Raw genomic sequence first — 18,156 nt, 5'->3', positions numbered from 1 at the left:
GGGAGTGGTGAAGTTGTGAGTTTGTGAAGTTGTGAATGCAAAAGGCTGTGTCATCCTGAGCTTGCGAAGGACCTTATCACGTTAGAACGATACTCGTTACAACGACTTGTTCAACTTGCATAAGGTCCTTCGCAAGCTCAGGATGACACAGCCTTTTGCATTCACAACTTCACAAACTCACAACTTCACCACTCCCTACTTCACCTCCTTCAACATATCCAGCACCATGTGCTCGGTGGGGGAAAGCAGGTCGTTTTCGGTGGGGTCTACGTCGTGGCGACGGAGGTAGTCGATAAGTTTGTCGGATTGGAACAGGTCGACTACCTGGGGATGAATGTAGTACTTGGAGCACACGGTGGGCGTGTTGCCTAGGCCAGCGGCCACGTCCTTCACGGCCCGCTTCAGCACTTTTTCTTTGGCGAGGTCAGGCTCTTCTTCCAGAATAGCTTCCAGGCAGGTTACCATTTTCACGGTGCCACCCCAGGTGCGGAAGTCCTTGGCCGACAGGGCCATGCCCGTTACCCCATGCAGGTAGTCGTTCACGTCACCCGATTCCAGCTCGGCGCGGTGGCCGGTGGCATCATAATATTGAAACAAGTGCTGGCCGGGAATATCCTTGCACTTGCGCACCAGGCGGGCCAGCTTCCGGTCGTGCAGGGTCACATCGTGCGGCACGCCTTTCTTGCCCACAAAGCTGAAGCGCACGTCGTCGCCTTCGATTTTCACGTGCTTGTCGCGCAGGGTAGTCAGGCCGTAGCTCTTATTTTTCTTGGCGTACTCCTTATTCCCTACCCTGATAAAGGACTGATCCATCAGCAAGAGCACCAGCGCAATAACTTTTTGCTTGTCTAGCTTGGGGCGGCCCAAGTCTTTGCGCAGGCGTTGGCGCAGGTTAGGCAGCTGCTCGCCGAAAGCACGTAGCCGACTAAACTTGGTAAGGCTGCGGGCCTGGTCCCAGGCCGGGTGGTAACGGTATTGCTTGCGGCCCTTAGCATCGCGCCCGGTTACTTGCAAGTGGGTATTGGCCGAGGGCGAAATCCAGACTTCCGTCCAGGCGGGTGGTATCACATAGTTGTGGATGCGGTCCAGCGTTTTCTGGTCCGTAATTTTTTCACCTTTGGCCGAATGGTAGGTGAAGTTACCGGCGCGGGTAGGCGTGCGCGTGATACCCGGTTTGTCGTCGGTAGCGTAGCGCAGGCCGGCCAGCTCGGCTTGGCGAGCGGGGTCTTTGTAGAGCAAGTGCGCTTCCTCCAGTGGGTCGAGGCGCTTCTTTTTGGTTTTGGGGCGGGGGGCGGTGGTAGTCGACATAAACAAAAGCTCCGCCCACCGATGCTGGTGAGCGGAGCTTTCTTACGCAGAAAAACGGAGTTGGTATGCCGAAGTGGCAGCTTTTCGCGTGCCGATTATTAGCGCTGGCCGCGGCCACCACCACCCGCTGGTTGCTGCGCAGGGGTAGAGCTAGGATCTGCGCCTTCGCCACCTTCTTTCAGGTCGTCGTTATTGACAGAGCGACGGCGGCGGCGGGGCTGCGCGTCGGCCACGCTCAGCTTGCCAATGCGGTAGCTGAAGTTCAGCTTGAAATTCAAACGGTTCGGGATATTCTCGCTGTTCTGCACCAGCAGCGGCGAGGTAAACTCCGTACGGATCGGAATTCGGGGCGATAAGAAGTTTTCGGCGCCCAGGCCAATGCTGCCGCGCTTCTCGGCAAACTCGCGGCGGATGCTCAGGCTATACACCCCAAAGCCGCTCTGGTAGCCTTGCAACTGCACCTGCCGGCCGCGGGCAAAGCCAAAACCTTGCAGGCTCCAGTTGTCGGAGATATTGTAGGTACCAAATAAGCGGCCGCTAATTACAAAGCCCTCGTTGCTGGCGTTGTAGTTGGGGTCCGGCACGTTGTTGCGCAGGGTGGCGTAGTAGAAGTCAGGGCCACCGTTCAGCGTGAACTTGTTGCCGATTTTAGCATTCAAGAACAGGCTGCCTCCGTAAGCGTTTTCCTGGCCGATATTGGCGAAGTTGGTGAAGACGGCACCTTCCGACAGCGCGTACAACTCAATTTCCTCTGGCGTAGCCGGACGACGCACTGACTGAATAGAGCCGGTGGTGTTGCGCACAAACACCGACATATTCAGCAATACGTTTTTGATGAAGGTGTTGTAGCCCAACTCGTAGTTGTTGGTATATTCCGGATCCAGCACGGGGTTACCCTGGGTAGCGTTGCGCGTGTTGGAAGCCTGCACGTTGGGGTTCAGGAATTGCAGCGACGGGCGCTGAATGCGGCGGTTGTAGGCCACTTTCAGTACGTTGCCGTTGGCCAGCTTGCGCGAGAGGTTCACGCTGGGCACCAGCACCCCATACGATGGTATATTGGTGGTATCGGTGGCCTCGTTGGCGAACTTAGCGTCGATGGTGGTGTACTCATAGCGGGCACCAGCTTTTAGCGTGTACTGCTTTAGGAAGCTGAGCGTGTAGGCCGCGTAAGCAGCCGCAATGTTCTGGGTGTAGTCAAACGTGTTGTTGAGGCCCGCATTGTTCAGCGGCCGGTAGTCACCTTCCGACACGCCCTCGGCGCGCAGGTAGGTGTAGTCGCTGTTCACCTTGCGCCGAATGTCCTTGGCACCAAACTCAATCAGCTGCTTGTCGCCGATGGGCGTTTGGTAGTCGGCCTGCACGGTCAGCTCCTCGTTGTAGCTGTCGTTCAGGTTTTTGAGACGGTAGGGCGTTAGGCTGGCACCCTGCGTGGTGTTCAGCAGATCGGTGATGGTATTGGTGAAATCGTTGTTGCGATTGTTGCGGCTATATACCCCCAGGAAGCTGAGCTCCTGCTGCGGCTTATCGGTGGTGTGGGTGTAGCCCAGGCTCACATCCACGTTGTTCGACTTGTCGTTGGTCTGCACGTTGCGCGTGTCGCCGGTGCGGGTCAAAATAGCCCCCGATGTGCCGTAGAAGTCGGAGCGCGTCAGCAGGTTGTCCTGGTAGTTGGTGCCGCTGCGCAATCCGTAGCGCACCGAGGCCGACAGGGAGTTGTACTTGTTGATGTCGAAATCCCAGCCCAGGGTGTAGCGCCCGAAGATGTCGTTGCGGCGCGTATCAGCCTGCTGCGAGGTAGTAGACGCCAGCGCGCCATTTTGGTTGAAGGTCTGCTGGTCGTTGGAAAACGTGCCTGGCGTGTTGTAGCCGGCCCTACCCCAGCCACCCAGCGAGAAGCCCATGCGGCCCGCGCGGATGCTGCCGTTCAGGCCCAGGTTGGAGCCCCGGTTGCCCACGCTGGTATCAATGCTCAGGGTTTTGCCTTGTAGGTTGTTTTTCTTGGTAACGATGTTGATAATACCGCCCGAGCCTTCGGCGTCGTATTTGGCCGAGGGCGAGGTAATTACCTCCACTGACTTAATCTCGTCAGCCGGAATCTGCTTCAGCGCGTCGGAAATGCTGCTGGCGGTAATGGTAGAAGGCTTGTTGTTGATGAGCACGCGCACGTTTTGGTTGCCGCGCAGGCTCACGTTGCCGTCGAGGTCCACCGTGAGTAGGGGCACGCGCTTGAGTACGTCGGTGGCGTCGCCACCGCGGGTAGTCTGGTCCTGCTCGGCGTTGTATACGGTGCGGTCTACCTTCTCCTCAATCAGGGAGCGTTGGCCTTCCACGCGCACCTCGGCTAGCTGCTGAGTAGCCGAAACCAGCGTTACAGTGCCCACGTTCAGATTGCCACCATTTACTGTAATGGGTTTCTCTACCGTCTTGTAGCCAATGAAGCTAAACTGGAGCTGATAGCTACCAGCAGCCACGCCACTAATAGCAAACTTGCCCGTATCATCGCAGGCAGCCCCATCAATCGGCTTGCCGGTGGAAGTGTCGATGAGGGCAACGGTGGCAAATGGTACCGGCTTTTTCGTGGCGGCATCCACCACGGTGCCCGTAATGCGGGCATCGGCCTTTGTGGCTCCTGCCGGGGCAGCGCCCATCGGCCGGGAACCGCCCACGAGGGTAGGCCCCGCAGGCGTTGTTTGCGCCAGCGCCACATGGCCGCACAGCAACAAACTCACAAAGGATAAAGGCTTTTTCATGAAGTAGTTATAATAAACGAAGGGTCAGAACGGTGTACGCAAGTCTGGCAAAGTCAGGCACGGGTAGGCGGCCTTATCTTTTCAAGACTCACGACAGAGTACCCAAAACAACGGGGCGGGTTGCTTCTCTATAGAATAAATAGATTGTCTCGCCGCAAACGTCGATGAGTTGGGGTGTTATACCGATTGTTTCTGTGGCGGCACTTTAGGCAGCCAATGGCAGATGAAATACCCCGTATTGGTCGGTGAATTGTGGGCGGCTGGCGAGGCAAGCAGCCGATGTACCGGGGGCATGGTATGTTTGGTAGCCTGATTTTCCTTTCCCTATGACTTCTTCCACTTTTCGGCACTTCGCGCAACGCTTCTCGCGCCCGCTTCTGTGGGTGATGTTTGGCTCGGCCCTGCTACTCGCCCAGCCGCTTACCTGGAGCGTACAGTTGCCCCCGCAGTTTTGGGTGCGCCAGTTTTTGCTGTTGCTGTTGTGGGTAGCTCTGTTCTATTTTAATGCGCAGGTGGCCGTGCCGCGCCTGTTATTCCGGGGGCACACGGGCTGGTTTATTGCCGTGCTGGCTGCTTCGTTGGTGGCGCTGCTGGGACTCAACTCGCTTATCGAAAACCTGCTGCATCTGCCTGAGTTGATGCATAAGGCCTTTCATCCGGATGGCGGCCCCTCGCGGCGCCGGTCGGCGGGGTGGTTTGATATGGGTACGCTGCTGATTTCGATGCTGGTGCTGGGCATCAGCACCAGCGTGGCGGTGGTGCGCAAATGGCAGCACGACGCCCAGCTGCGGCGCGAGCTGGAGCAGCAGCAAACCACCGCCGAGCTGTCATTTTTGAAAGCGCAGATCAACCCGCACTTTTTTTTTAATACGCTCAACAACATCTACGCTCTCACGGTGGTGAACGGCGAGCTGGCTCGGCAGGCCATCCACACGCTCTCACGCATGATGCGCTACGTGCTCTACGAAACCCAATCCAGCACCGCCCTGCTCAGCCAGGAGGTGTCGTTTGTGCAGGACTACATTTCGCTGATGCAGCTGCGCCTCACCGATAAAGTGACTGTCACCTTTGAGCGCCCTACCCCCCTGCTGCGCGATGTGCCCATTGCCCCTATGCTGCTGCTGCCCTTCGTGGAAAATGCCTTCAAGCACGGCGTGAGTGCCACCCTGCCCAGCCAGATCTACATTGGCCTGCACCAGCACAACGGCACGCTCACGCTGGAGGTGCGCAACACCGTATTTCCCGACAAGCGCCCCGCTGTGGAAGAGGTAGGCAGCGGCATCGGCCTCACCAACACCCGCCGTCGCCTCGATCTGCTCTATCCTCAGCGCTACCAGCTCAGTGTAGAAGATGGCACCACCAGCCAGGAGTTTCGGGTATTGCTTCGCTTGGAGGTGGAGAAGAATACATATACTATTCCCAACGCCACCACAACCTATGCATAGAGCCGGCCGACGTGCAGCATCTGTACTGTGTGCTATTGGAGTGGCTGCAGTATGTGTACTGCTCACAGACGAACGCTCGTTACGGTATCCTTTTGCTAGTTGGCTCTACATCACCATCATGGCAATATGGATTGGATGGTTCATCTACTTACCAGCGCTCGGGCTATTCGAATGGCTATTGCATCGCTACCAGCCACAAACTGCCTGGCAAATCAGCGGGCTAGGTAGTGTAGCAACCTTAACTTTGGAAGTGCCGGTTCTGCTGCTGTCATATCCCTTTTTCGGGTCTTTTTTCCTCGACTTGCTGATGCTGGTGGTTAGTGGAGCTACCTACGGCTTCCTCCATTATAGCTGGATCACAGCTGAGCAGCCTGCTTCCTAGTTCTCAATTATTCATTTTCATTATTTACTTGAAAACCCTTCGTTGTATTGCCGTCGATGATGAGCCGCTAGCCCTGGGGCTGGTGTGCGCATTTGTGGAGCAAACGCCCTTTCTGGAGCTAGCGGGCCGGTATAGTAGCGGCGTAGAAGCCCTGCAAGGCCTGCACCACCTCCCTGATATCGATCTGATTTTTCTGGATATCCAGATGCCCGACCTCAGCGGCCTGGAGCTGGCGCGCGTGCTCGATCGGGGCCGGCCGGGCACGGGGCCGCGCATCATCTTCACCACCGCCTACAACCAGTTTGCGCTGGATGGCTACCGCGTCGATGCCCTGGACTACCTCGTGAAACCCTTCAACTATGAGGAGTTCCTGCGGGCAGCTACCAAGGCCCACGCCTACGCTACCCTCGCACAGCCGGCTGCCCTACCCCCAGCGCCGCCCGAGCCAGAGGAAGAGTATTTGTTTCTGAAAATTGAATATCAGCTGGTGCGCGTGGCCTTTCAGGATATTCTGTATATAGAAGGGCTGAAGGACTACGTGAAGGTGCACCTCACGAATGGCGCCCGGCCCCTGCTCTCGCTCACCAGCCTGAAGGTGCTGGAAGAAAAGCTGCCCGCCCGGCGCTTCATGCGCATTCACCGCTCTACCATTGTGGCGTTGGATAAAATTCGGGCCGTGACGCGCAACTCGGTGCAGATTGAGGAGCAGACGCTGCCCGTGAGCGACCAGTACAAAGAGGCTTTCACGCAGTTTCTGAGCCGCTGGACGTAGCCGCCGGGCAACTCCCTACCCCCTGCGGCGCGTAGGGGGTAGGAAAGTATTTGTATCTCTCTGCACCTCATGACTTCTCTCCGCGACAAACTCAGCGACCTGGCCGAGCGGGCCGACGACTTTCTGACGCGCACCCGCCAGCGCCTGGGTCTGCTGGCGCCGTTGCAGCTGCTTCCCTACCGCAGCTATGGCACCCCCGACCGCCTCTATGTAAAAGGCCGCCTGCTCACCGACAAGGGCATCACCGAGCCCGACCCCAACGACTCGCGCTGGCATAACCTGCTGAACATGTACCGCCGCTTCGACAGCAACGAAATTGCCGGCGCTCAAGTGGTGGTGCAAGCGGCCGATGGCGTCGAGCACCCGGTTGTGACGGATGAGGAAGGCTACTTTACAGTGAACCTGGCACCCCAATCCCTACCCGAGCCCATCGACTACCTCTGGTACCCAGTGGATACGTTGCTGCAACAGGTGCCCGCACCTTTCACGCTCCCCGATGCCCTACGCGCCCGGGCCCATGTACTCATTCCGCCCGCCGACGCCGAGTACGGCATTATCTCCGACCTAGACGATACTGTGATTCAAACATCGGCCACGCACTTGCTGCGCATGGCCCGCACGGTGCTATTGCGCAATGCTCGTTCGCGCCTACCCTTCAAGGGCGTGGCGGAATTTTACCGGCAACTCCAACTGGGGCGCAACGGCAAGCGCAACAACCCGTTTTTCTACGTCAGCAGCTCGCCTTGGAATCTGTACGATTTGCTGGAAGATTTCCTGCACCTCAACGATATTCCGCCCGGCCCGCTGTTGCTGCGCGACATGGGCCTGAAGCGCGCCGATAAGAAGGCTGAGTCAGCCCACCACGGCCATAAGCTCAAGGAAATCGACAACGTGCTGCTCACCTACCCCAAGCTGCCCTTCGTGCTCATCGGCGACTCGGGCCAGGAAGATGCCAACATCTACCGCGAGGTAGTGCGCCGCCACCCCGGCCGCGTGCTGGCCATCTACATCCGCGACGTGCAACTCCCTGACCGCGCCCAGTTGGTAGAAAAAGTATCCGACGACCTGCGCGACGACAACGTGGAAATGCTACTGGTGCAGGATACTGTGCAGGCCGCCGAGCACGCCGCCGCCCACGGCCTCGTCTTTACCGAAGCCATTCCCGCCGTCGAAAGCGAAAAGCAAAAAGACGAAACAGCGGAGGAGTAGATGGTGAAGTTGTGAGTTTGTGAAATTGTGAATGGTGTGTCATCCTGAGTGCAGCGAAGGACCTTCTCACGTGCGAACGAGTCGTTGTTACGATGGTCGTTCAACTGGCATAAGGTCCTTCGCTGCACTCAGGATGACACACCATTCACAATTTCACAAACTCACAACTTCACCATTCAATTCGTGTGGTCGGCGACAATCACCCACTGGCCGTTCACCTGCCGAAATACCAGTAGAAAGTACCCGCCCACGTCGCCGGCGGTGGGGCGGGTGAGGTGCCAGCGGCCTACCACGTGGGCCGCCTGGGGACCGTCGGGGGTGATGCGCAGTTCGGAAAAGGCGAGCTGGCCCATGGCAGTGGCATCGGGGTAGCTGCGGCGGTAGTTGTCGAGGGTTTGCTGCCAGCCGTAGGTAGGGCCCCTGCGGCCCAGGAACACCAGGGAATCGGAGCGCCAATAGCCTTCCATAAAGGTGGGGATGTCGCCGCGGTTCCAGGCGGCGGCTTGGGTGGTAAGCACCTGCCGGATGGGCGCCTGCACGGCGGCGGGGCGTGTGGTGGCGCAGGCGGGTAGTAGGAGACCAGCAACAGGAAACAGAAGTAATTTTACTGAAGACACAGGCAAGCAATTTGGGATTTATTCAGCTCAAGTATACTGCTTTTAATCACTTGGATCCCAGCTACATTATTTATTTTTTAGCTACTTCACCAGCACTTCATAATTCCTCTATATTGGGAGCATCCTTTCACTTTTATCTTACCCCTATTTGATGATAACCTTTCCCCTCCCCCCCGCATGCGCTTCGGCGCCAAACTTTTCTGGTTGTTGCCCGCCCTCTTGCTGAGCGCGTGCGAGCCACAACTGGAAGACCCTACGCCTGCTGCAGCCAGCAACGACAGCAGTATACGGCTGAAGAAAGACAAGCGTAATCCGTTTTCGATGGCGGTTATGCGCGAGGCGGTACGCAACCTACGGCTGCAAAAAGCGGTTACCTCTACTACCATTCTGCCAGCCGGCAAGCAAACAGCTTCTTCCAACGTGGTGATAACAGACGAACCATGTGAGGGCTGTGACCCCTCGCCGGGGCCCGGCGAAGGAGGACCTACTCACTACTACGTGCGCCTAAAACCTTCTGATGTGAATCAGCTGGCTGATTTGGCCGACCTGGGCGTTAATCTGTCACTGGTACTGTTGAATGAGGATGTTGCCGCTAACTACCAAGTGCCGGAAACCGACGAGATTCCGTGGCTGTATACGGCCATTCCCAGTGACTACATTCTCCCACAGAATATTCAGCAGGAGCGGCTGGAAGATTTGTTTCTCTATAATGCCGACGATGCCGACGCGCAGGACATCGACCCCTGGGAGCCCGAGCCAACGGATTGCTACGGCTGGGACCCTGCCTGCAACTGCTACGTGAGTTGTAGCACCATCAGCAATCCACCTACCGTAGCGGAGCATAGCCCCAACAAAAAGGCCACCGCCAACCGTCCCGCCACCAGCAAGCCCAAGCGCAACCGCGTGAAAGAAGCCACCGCCTACCTGCGCCAGCTGGGTATTGCACCGGCTGCGCTCTACGCGGAAGCCATGCGCATCACCGGCCACGAGGAAGAGTTGCTCCCTGCATCCCTCGGCCGCCCGGCTACCGGCAGGCAGTTGACAATCGATACTTCTTTTCCATCTTTAGCGAAAACCGCGTACACCGCGAGCGGCACGATTCGGGTAGAAGACTACTACAGAACTAACGCAGGCCTTGCCCGCCGCAACGTACCGCTGGTGAACGTGTGGGTGGAAGCCCGCCGCTGGTTCAAGCAGGATGGTGCCTTCACCAACAACGGACAGTTCTTTATCAATACCAACTTCCGGCAGAAGGCGCATGTGCTGGTACGGTTCAAGAACAACCAGCTGACTACCCGCGGCAACAGCGCGGTTTTCAAACCCTGGTTGAGCGTATTGCCCATCCAGCACGACCTGGGCATGTATACCGGCACGCAGATGCAGGGCCTATCCTACCTGTTCACCTACCAGGCCGATGCCGACAGCAAGGGCGCTCTGAGCTGGACGGCCGCTACGCTCTTCAACTCGCGGGCTGAGATGCAGACTTATACCGCCGCCCGCAACATCCCAGCCCCACCCAATGGCCTGAACGTGTTTCTCTCGTCGGATATAACCAAAGCGGCATCCGCGCCTATGCTCCGGCGTATTGCGGAAACCTCATACGCCAACAGAATTATTGATGCAACATTAGTTGGCAGCGGTCTGGCTGGCCTGGCCATTATCAAGCAAGTGTTGCAACGCCAGTTGCCGGATATCACTTGCCGCTTCGGTGGTGTAAAAATACCGGGCTCGTCCGCGCGTACGCCTACCCGTACAAGCGATGATTTGCAGAATACGTTTTACCATGAGTTGGCGCACACCATTCATTACAATCAGGTAGGTAATACGTATTGGACTTTCTTCATCGGGCGGATTCTCAGTAACACCTCAGGGAATGCTACTTACGGTTTTAAGACAGATAGTGGCGCAGAGCAGATTGCGGTGAGTGAGGGCTGGGCGTATTACATCGGCGAGAGCTTTGCTATTGAAAAGTACCGTGCAATTAGTCCTCTAGTTATCGATGAGGCTCAGAGAAAATTAGAAGGACAACGTCCACTCAACGGTAGCTCTGATTACGAGAACTGGATTATATACGGTTTGTATCATGATATGACAGATACCGGAGAGCCAACTGGAACCGGCGTGGTTGACAACGTGAATACCTACACTGCCGCTCAGATTTTTGACGCTCTACGGTCAGATGTTCTTTCTGTGAGGCAGTTTCAAAATAAAATATTACCACGTAATGGTTACCAGCAATCACCGGAAGTAGAGCAATTAATTACGAGTTACCTCTACTAATTGTCTCGTCGCGGGGCTACTTGCTATTAAAGGTAGCAGGTAGTCCTGCTTAAGCATCCGGTCATGCAACTACCAACAATTTTCTCTGCGCTCATCGCTTCTCTCTGCTTAGCACTTACTTCCTGCGAGCCAAAACCAGATGTAGAATATGTACCCATCGTCTTCGAGATACCCATGACGGTATCTCCCCTGCGCGATACTATTGCCGTGGGCGATACGCTCTGGCTCACTGCCAGTTTCCCCGACTCAATCATGGAGCGCACGACCCAAATGCGCTATCGTGTTACCCCGCAAGACTTTGACTTTAAGACAGGATTTAGTCTACGCCAGTTTGTTGATGCTAAGTTATACTTCATCGACCAACCTGGTTTTACTACCGGCTTCACCGTCATTAACAAAGTGGGCAGTGCTACTATAACCTCACAAAGATTTGGTCGACTGTTCCCCACTTATGGTAATGGTCACTATCGAATGCGTATCGGGTTGGTAGCGCGCCAAAAAGGGGTTGCTTGTTTAAGTATTCAGGATGGCGCCAAATCGTTAGGAGTGTACGAACCGGAACCTAACATTCTCTTTCTCAACTTGTCGGCAAGTGCCACTGGTCATCCACGCCAACCCACTTACGCTACTACCCATTATACCATCAACGAGGGCAAAACCAACTTTCACCTTTTCCAGCAACACTGCACTCCCATCCCGATTACGAACCCAACGGAAGACAATATGTACTACGAGCAAAAGGATACTTACACCTTTGTGGTAAAATAGCTGCAAGTGTTCTACGGCCGCCCGGGCGGCCGTAGAACACTTGCCATGCCTATTCATTGCAGCAGGATGAACAGTATTGCACACCTATACGGCTCGTGGTGGCGCAGGCAGGTAGCAGGAGCACCATGCAGCCCCCGAGAAAGTTCTTTGTCATTGGATTCAGCAATCGATTACGGAAAATCCAGACCGTTATGCTTTTGCAGCCGGAAAATAGTAGTACTATTATAGGCAAACTATCGAATCTACATCATCTTTCCACTTCCAATCCCTCATTCAATGGCAAACTCCAATCCTTCTTCTCCCACTCCTACCCCCGAATCGAGACGCAAGTTTTTGCAGCAAAGCGCCGTAGCTGCTGCCAGCTTTATGATTGTGCCCCGCTTTGTGCTGGGCGGCAAGGGCTATGTAGCCCCCAGCGACCGGCTGGTTGTAGCTGGCATTGGGGTAGGCGGCAAAGGGGAGAGCGATATTATGAACTTCTCGAAGAGTGGCAAGGCGGACATTGCATACCTCTGCGACGTAGACGATCAGCGGGCTGCTAAAACGATTAAGTCGTTCCCAAAAGCCAAATATTACAAGGACTGGCGCCAGATGCTCGACAAAGAGCACAAGCACATCGACGCCGTTTCGGTCTCTACCCCCGACCACAACCACGCCGCGCCGGCTATGGCCGCCATGCAACTGGGCAAGCACGTATACGTGCAGAAACCGCTTTCCCACGATATCTACGAAGCCCGCGCCCTCACCGAAGCCGCTCGTAAGTACAAAGTAGTAACCCAGATGGGCAACCAAGGCGCTTCCAACGATGGCGCCCGCCTACTGCGCGAGTGGTATGACGCCGGCCTGCTCGGCGACGTGCACACCGTATACTGCTGGACTGACCGCCCCGTATGGCCCCAGGGCATTGCCTGGCCCGACAAAGCTGCTCCCGTACCCTCTACCCTGGACTGGGACCTGTGGCTGGGCACAGCGCCCAAAGAAAATTACATCGAGAAGCTGGTACCCTTCAACTGGCGCGGCTGGTGGGAATACGGCACCGGTGCTCTCGGCGACATGGGCTGCCACTTGGTAGAAGCTCCGTTCCGCGTCTTGGACCTAGGCTACCCCAAATCGGTGGCGGCTAGCGTGGGTAGCGTGTATGTGGATGAGTTTAAGCGTGGCTACTTCCCCAAGAGCTGCCCACCTTCCAGCCACGTCATCCTCAAATTCCCGAAAACGGCCAAGACCAAAGGCGACATTACCCTGCACTGGATGGACGGCGGCATTCAGCCCGAGCGTCCCGCCGAGCTGGGTCCCAACGAGGTGTTTGGCGACGGCGGCAACGGCATCCTGTTCATCGGCGACAAAGGCAAAATGATGGCCAGCACCTACGCCGAAAACCCACGCCTGCTGCCTACCTCCCTCACGGCTACCACCAAGGTACCCGAGAAGTTTGCCCGCGTACCCAGCGGCGCCAACGGTCACTACGCCCAGTGGGTGGAGGCCGCCATTGCCGGCCCCGGCAAAAAAGAGGTTAGCTCGCCCTTCGATATTGCTGGTCCGCTCACCGAAACCCTGCTGATTGCCAACCTGGCCGTGCGCGGCTACGACGTGCAAACGCCCAAAGCAGACGGCAAAGGCTTCAACTACCCCGGCCGCAACGTAGAGCTGATCTGGGACCCCAAGCAGCTGAAAGTAACTAACCTGGACGCTGTAAACCAGTTCGTGAAGCGCGACTACCGCCAGGGCTGGAAGCTGGGCGCGTAGGCGTAGCGGAACACTAAAAAGAACGTCATTCTGAGCGGAGCGAAGAATCTCGCGTGCTCCCGGTAATTCCCTTTTAATTGGGATTAGCGATGCACGCGAGATTCTTCACTCCGCTCAGAATGACGTTCTTTTTAGCGTTCCGCTATTCCTCCATCAATTCCTTCACATACACCGACCCACGCAAACTGCGCATCCTCCGCACCACGCGCTGCTGCTTGGCGCGGGCCTGGGGGCCGGGGTTGCTGGCCCTGAATCGCAGCGGGTTGGGTAGCACACCGGCCAATAGCGCAGCCTCGGCTTGGGTGAGCTGGCTGGCCGATTTGTGGAAATACTGTTGCGAGGCCGCTTCTACCCCAAACATGCAGTCGCCCATTTCGGCCACGCTCATGTACATTTCCATGATGCGGCGTTTGTTCCAGAGCACCTCAATGAGCACCGTGAAGTAGGCCTCGGCTGCCTTGCGGACATAGCTGCGGCCGTGCCACAAAAACACGTTTTTGGCCACTTGCTGCGAGATGGTGCTACCCCCTACCAGCTTGTTGCCGCCCTGCCAGTTGTGCTTGGCGGCCTGCCACAGCGCATCGCCGTCGAAGCCGTGGTGCACCAGGAAGCGCTGGTCCTCGGCGGCTACCAGGGCCAGGGGCACGTTGGGCGATACTTCGTCCAGCGTCCGGAAGGTGTAGCGAATCTGCCGGTCGCCCTCGGGGCGGATGCCGTAGTAGCCGCGGCCCACGGGTGGGTGTGCGCGTCGTTCCAGCATAATCCAGGTGGCGGGCGGCGCCACCCAACGGTACACCAATACCCAGGCCACCGACGCCAAAAACGTGGCTGCCAGTACTTGCAAAACAATGCGCCCTATTTGGCGCGCTACGTATGTATAGTTCGTCACTCCCGACGAGATTTGCGTTTAAACCATTAGCCCTATCCGGCACCGGCGCAAAAGTAGCCGTTTTGCTTTGCCGACCGGTGCTGTTTTTAATTTTCCGGTACCTTTCGGTTCTTATCTTTCTTGCTTGTATGGCACGTCTGTTGGCCTTGTTTCCATTGAATCTGGTAGTTTTTCCGGGCGAAAAGCTGAACCTGCACATCTTCGAGCCCCGTTACCGGCAACTGGTGCGCGATTGTATAGAGGAGGGCATCACCTTCGGCATTCCGCCCTACCTCAACAACAGCGTGGGCCAGCTGGGTACCGAAGTAAAGCTGTTGGAAGTGGAAAAAGTGTACCCTTCGGGCGAGATGGATATCCGGACGCAGGGCGTGGGCGTGTTTCGCATTCGGGAGTTTTATCGGCAGGCTCCCAATAAGTTGTATGCGGCTGGCAAAATAGAAGATATTCAGGACGATGCCGTGGGCGACCCCGTGCTGCAAGAGCGCATCTCGGAGCAGGTACGTCGCCTCTACGATATTCTGGGCCTGCGCAAGCTCCTGCTCGACCTCCCTACCGACTACCGGATCTTTGACGTGGCCCATCATTTGGGCATGAGCCAGACCCAGGAGTACCAACTGCTGGCCGCCACCAGCGAGCTGGAACGCCAGGAACTCGTGCGCGAACACCTCGACCAGACCCTACCCGTACTCATGGAAACCGAGCGCCTGAAAGACCGCGCCCGGCTGAACGGCCATTTCAAAAACCTCACGCCACCTAATTTTTAAACACGGCTGTCGCAGATTTTGCAGATCGTGTGTCCTTGTCTTCGTAGTCAACAGTGAAGCTAGTGACAGCGTGGCGGCTATAGAGCGCAAAATGTTACGCCTTCATTCCATACTTGGTGGCGTTGTTTCGCGTATCTCTCATATGTCTTTCACTCTCTTTCTGGTGTATGCGCTGGTCAGCTTGGCCGGTGTTACTGCCTTGTGGCTGTTATATCGCTATGGGCAGGAGCGCCGCTACCGGCGGCAGCCGTACGTAGCTTCTACTGCCCGTGCGGGAGCAGCTGCCCCTACCCCATCTGAAGCTCCTGCATACAGTATCGCGCTGGTAGGCGACTTGGGCGCTGTGGCCACCAACGGCCGCGACCCCGTGATTAATCTACTGCAAGACTGGCAGCAGCAAACCGGCTCAGCGGGTGCCGTGGTTATTTTAGGCGATAACATCTATCCTACCGGCCTGCCGGTCCCTACCCACCCCGGCCGCGCCGATGCCGAGCATCGCCTCAACGCCCAACTGGATGCACTGCGACCCTTTGCGGGACGCGTGATATTCCTCAGCGGCAACCACGACTGGAACAAAGGCCGCCGCGACGGTTACGAATACCTGCTGCGCCAGGAGGCCTACGTGCGCGACCACCTGCCCACGGCGCACTACCTACCCGCCCGCGGCTGCCCTGGTCCCGTCACGATGCAACTCCCCGGCAATGTGTTGTTGGTGGTGCTGAACACCCAATGGTGGGTACAGCATGGCACGCGCCCGCTGGGCGATGCGTATGGCTGCACGGCCAGTACCAGCCGGGAGCCTTTTGAGCAGCTGCGCCAGGTATTGGCTGCCAACCAGCACCAGCGCATTGTGGTGGCGGGGCACCACCCATTGTATTCCAACGCTATGCACGGCGGCCAGTTTACCACCAAGCAGCACGTGTTTCCGTTATTGGCGGTGCACAAAAAAGCGTATGTGCCCCTACCCGTTGTGGGGTCGTTGTTTCCAGCGTACCGGCGGGTGGTAGGCGCGGCCGAGGACATGGCCCACCCACGCTACCGGGCCATGCGGCGGCGCTTGCTCCGGGTGCTACGCGATTTTCCCAACGTCATATACGCCGCCGGCCACGACCACAACCTGCAATATTTTCAGCGCCGTGGGGGACACTACCTAGTGAGCGGCTCGGGCAGCAAAACCGCCTTCGTGCAAAAAGGTGGCAAGGCTACCTTCACGCACGAGCATAAGGGCTTTTTTGTGATAGAATTTTACGCCAACGGGGAAACCTGGCTCCGCACGCTGGAGCCCGGCATCGCTACGGACACAGTGCGCGCTGCCGAACCTTTCCGGAGCCACCTGTATACTGCCGCCGCTCCGAGCGAACCCGCAACGCCTACCCCTGCCGCGGCGTCAGTACGCGTAGGCTCTGGGGGCTGATTTCAACGGTGATGGGCAGTTCCAATTCTAGTGGCTCACCATCTACCTGAACCAGGGCCTTCTTTTGCCCCGGCACACTAATGGCAGCCCGATGGCACGACAACCGACGGGTGTAGTCGGAGTCGTCGAACGCTTGCGTATAGAGGCGGTAGAGTAAGCCTGGCGCGGCCCCAGCCGGAAAGGGCGCAACCAGACAGATTTCAAACTTCCCATCATCTATCCGGCTGTTTGGGTTGATGACGACATTGCTGCCGAAGGTGTTGGCATTGGCAATCGTCAACATAAAAGCATCCGTTTCTACCACTTCCTCGTCGGTTTCGATGCGGTAGCGCAACGGCTCATAATCCCCATATTCAGCCAGCGCAATGCGCACATAGGCCCCCGGCCCGCGCGTGTCGCCGTCACAGAACTTTTTCACTACCAAGGCATTGAAACCCAAATCGGCCAGGTGGGCGGAGAAGTGACCGTTTACGCGCAGCGTGTCAATGGCCCGCACCTCGTGGTGCCAGATCAGTTCCAGTGCTTCGTCCGTGTCCTGCGGAATATGTAGGTCTTTGGATAGGCCATTGCCCGAGCCCATGGGTAGGATGCCCAGTACAGAGTCTGTTGTCAGCAACGCTTCCCCTACCAGCTTCACAGTACCATCGCCGCCCGCGGCAAACACAGCATCGTAGGGGTGCCCGGCCAGATACTGGGTTAATTTCTCAAGATCATCCTCGCCCGTCGTGTGCCAGAACACGGCCGTGCGGCCGTGCTCGGTACAGGTTTGTCGCACAGTAGTTTCCAGCTCATCCTTGTCGATATCACCCGAAACGGGGTTCAGCACGAACAGCAAATGGCGCAGTTGCTCAGCCATGACCAAGACTACTGCTTTAGATTGGAGGGTACGCCCTGAGGAAACTCGGCAGCAATTTCTTCCTGCAAGTGTCCAATGCGGTTGCTGGGGTTGGGGTGCGTGCTTAGGAACTCGGGTGGGTTGCTACCACCGGCTTTCTGGTCCAAAATTTCCATCACCTTAATCATCGAGCGGGGGTCGTAGCCAGCCTGAGGCGTGAAATCGACAGCCAGCTTATCGGCTTCCAATTCATCGTCGCGGCCGTAGCGTAGGGTTAGGAGCTTGGAAATAGCAGCGGCCACAGCCCCACCCGCGGCCGTGGCCGGGCGGTCGGGGTCGTAGGCGGCAATGGCAGCGGCCCCGCTCAGCCCCTGCGTAAGCTTGGACTTGGCTACCTGCTCGGCCGAGTGCCGGCCTACCACGTGCCCTACCTCGTGGGCCAGCACGCCGGCCAGCTCGCCCTCAGAGGTTAGGCTGCGCAACAAACCCTCCGTGATGAACACCTGCCCGCCAGGTAGGGCAAAGGCGTTGATGGTCTTCGGATCGGCCAGCAAATGAAACTGAAACTTATAGGGCGTCTGGCCGGCCTTGGTGCTACTGATAATCTTTTCTCCTACGCGCTCTACCACGGCCCGCGCCTGCGCATCCTGCGACAGGCCGCCGTATTGCTGGGCCATTTGGGGCGCGGCTTGCAGACCTAGGGCAATTTCTTCGTCGGTGGTCATGGCCACGTGCTGCGTCTCGCCGGTCACCTCGTTGGTGGTAGAGTTGCAGTAATAAGTGATGAATGCGGATAGGGCCAGCACAGCGGCGACCACATAGCGCAGAAGTCCTCTCATGGTGTAGGGCAGTAAAAAGGGAGTGAGTAGGCCGATTGGTAGGCCTTGTTGGGCTTACTAACGACGGCCGGCACGCAGGGTTGCTTTCGGCTATATAGCCAAATTCTGTTTGTTCACGTATCAGGTCAAAATAGACTC

Annotated in this window: 15 protein-coding genes; 9 read left to right on the top strand and 6 right to left on the bottom strand. The window is 57.2% G+C overall.

Features of this window, described 5'->3' with window-relative positions; all coding sequences use genetic code 11:
• Nucleotides 1-195 precede the first annotated feature (195 nt).
• Entirely contained in the window at nucleotides 196-1,308 is a 1,113-nt protein-coding gene (locus H8B15_RS02305) for a DNA topoisomerase IB (protein WP_187318026.1), read from the bottom strand.
• Nucleotides 1,309-1,406: 98 nt separating this feature from the next.
• Entirely contained in the window at nucleotides 1,407-4,058 is a 2,652-nt protein-coding gene (locus H8B15_RS02300; RefSeq protein WP_246455270.1) for a TonB-dependent receptor domain-containing protein, read from the bottom strand.
• Between the two features lie 326 nt (nucleotides 4,059-4,384).
• Between H8B15_RS02300 and H8B15_RS02295 the strand changes: the two genes are divergently transcribed.
• From H8B15_RS02295 to H8B15_RS02280, 4 genes are all read left to right on the top strand, one after another.
• Nucleotides 4,385-5,503, top strand: coding sequence for a sensor histidine kinase (locus H8B15_RS02295; RefSeq protein ID WP_187318025.1), 1,119 nt, complete (start codon nucleotides 4,385-4,387; stop codon nucleotides 5,501-5,503).
• Between the two features lie 118 nt (nucleotides 5,504-5,621).
• Nucleotides 5,622-5,885: a hypothetical protein gene (locus H8B15_RS02290; protein ID WP_187318024.1), complete on the top strand. Its 264-nt coding sequence runs from the start codon at nucleotides 5,622-5,624 to the stop codon at nucleotides 5,883-5,885.
• A gap of 28 nt (nucleotides 5,886-5,913) precedes the next feature.
• Nucleotides 5,914-6,657 (top strand): LytR/AlgR family response regulator transcription factor, encoded by a 744-nt coding sequence (locus tag H8B15_RS02285; RefSeq protein WP_187318023.1) that lies wholly within the window; start codon nucleotides 5,914-5,916, stop codon nucleotides 6,655-6,657.
• 69 nt (nucleotides 6,658-6,726) lie between these two features.
• Nucleotides 6,727-7,866, top strand: coding sequence for an App1 family protein phosphatidate phosphatase (locus tag H8B15_RS02280; protein WP_187318022.1), 1,140 nt, complete (start codon nucleotides 6,727-6,729; stop codon nucleotides 7,864-7,866).
• A 176-nt stretch (nucleotides 7,867-8,042) separates the two neighbouring features.
• Here H8B15_RS02280 and H8B15_RS02275 read toward each other — a convergent pair whose 3' ends face one another.
• Nucleotides 8,043-8,483 carry a YybH family protein gene (locus H8B15_RS02275; protein WP_343069123.1) on the bottom strand — a complete coding sequence of 147 codons (441 nt, stop codon included), beginning with the start codon at nucleotides 8,481-8,483 and terminating at the stop codon, nucleotides 8,043-8,045.
• A 207-nt stretch (nucleotides 8,484-8,690) separates the two neighbouring features.
• On the opposite strand from H8B15_RS02275, the gene H8B15_RS02270 reads away from it, so the two are divergent.
• The 3 genes from H8B15_RS02270 to H8B15_RS02260 all read left to right on the top strand — a co-directional run bounded on the left by H8B15_RS02270 (nucleotide 8,691) and on the right by H8B15_RS02260 (nucleotide 13,277).
• Nucleotides 8,691-10,763 carry a hypothetical protein gene (locus tag H8B15_RS02270; protein WP_187318021.1) on the top strand — a complete coding sequence of 691 codons (2,073 nt, stop codon included), beginning with the start codon at nucleotides 8,691-8,693 and terminating at the stop codon, nucleotides 10,761-10,763.
• Nucleotides 10,764-10,826: 63 nt separating this feature from the next.
• Entirely contained in the window at nucleotides 10,827-11,531 is a 705-nt protein-coding gene (locus H8B15_RS02265) for a hypothetical protein (protein WP_187318020.1), read from the top strand.
• A gap of 276 nt (nucleotides 11,532-11,807) precedes the next feature.
• On the top strand, nucleotides 11,808-13,277 hold the full coding sequence (locus H8B15_RS02260) for a Gfo/Idh/MocA family protein (RefSeq protein ID WP_187318019.1): 1,470 nt from the start codon (nucleotides 11,808-11,810) through the stop codon (nucleotides 13,275-13,277).
• A gap of 142 nt (nucleotides 13,278-13,419) precedes the next feature.
• On the opposite strand, the gene mtgA is transcribed toward H8B15_RS02260, so the two are convergent.
• Nucleotides 13,420-14,166 carry a monofunctional biosynthetic peptidoglycan transglycosylase gene (gene mtgA / locus H8B15_RS02255; RefSeq protein ID WP_187318018.1) on the bottom strand — a complete coding sequence of 249 codons (747 nt, stop codon included), beginning with the start codon at nucleotides 14,164-14,166 and terminating at the stop codon, nucleotides 13,420-13,422.
• Between the two features lie 128 nt (nucleotides 14,167-14,294).
• Here mtgA and H8B15_RS02250 point away from each other — a divergent pair, with 128 nt between their 5' ends.
• The gene (locus H8B15_RS02250; protein ID WP_187318017.1) at nucleotides 14,295-14,930 is read left to right on the top strand and encodes an LON peptidase substrate-binding domain-containing protein; all 636 of its coding nucleotides are present in this window, start codon (nucleotides 14,295-14,297) and stop codon (nucleotides 14,928-14,930) included.
• A 142-nt stretch (nucleotides 14,931-15,072) separates the two neighbouring features.
• Nucleotides 15,073-16,344 (top strand): metallophosphoesterase, encoded by a 1,272-nt coding sequence (locus H8B15_RS02245; protein ID WP_187318016.1) that lies wholly within the window; start codon nucleotides 15,073-15,075, stop codon nucleotides 16,342-16,344.
• Here H8B15_RS02245 and H8B15_RS02240 read toward each other — a convergent pair.
• Both H8B15_RS02240 and H8B15_RS02235 read right to left on the bottom strand, forming a co-directional pair.
• On the bottom strand, nucleotides 16,301-17,200 hold the full coding sequence (locus H8B15_RS02240) for a diacylglycerol/lipid kinase family protein (RefSeq protein ID WP_187318015.1): 900 nt from the start codon (nucleotides 17,198-17,200) through the stop codon (nucleotides 16,301-16,303). The two genes, H8B15_RS02245 and H8B15_RS02240, sit on opposite strands and share 44 nt — an antisense overlap.
• 8 nt (nucleotides 17,201-17,208) lie before the next feature.
• Nucleotides 17,209-18,018 (bottom strand): M48 family metallopeptidase, encoded by an 810-nt coding sequence (locus H8B15_RS02235; protein WP_185283598.1) that lies wholly within the window; start codon nucleotides 18,016-18,018, stop codon nucleotides 17,209-17,211.
• Between the last annotated feature and the right edge of the window lie 138 nt (nucleotides 18,019-18,156).

The sequence above is a fragment of the Hymenobacter citatus genome (assembly GCF_014333615.1).
GTDB lineage: Bacteria > Bacteroidota > Bacteroidia > Cytophagales > Hymenobacteraceae > Hymenobacter > Hymenobacter citatus.
This window is presented reverse-complemented; position numbering and strand designations above follow the sequence as displayed.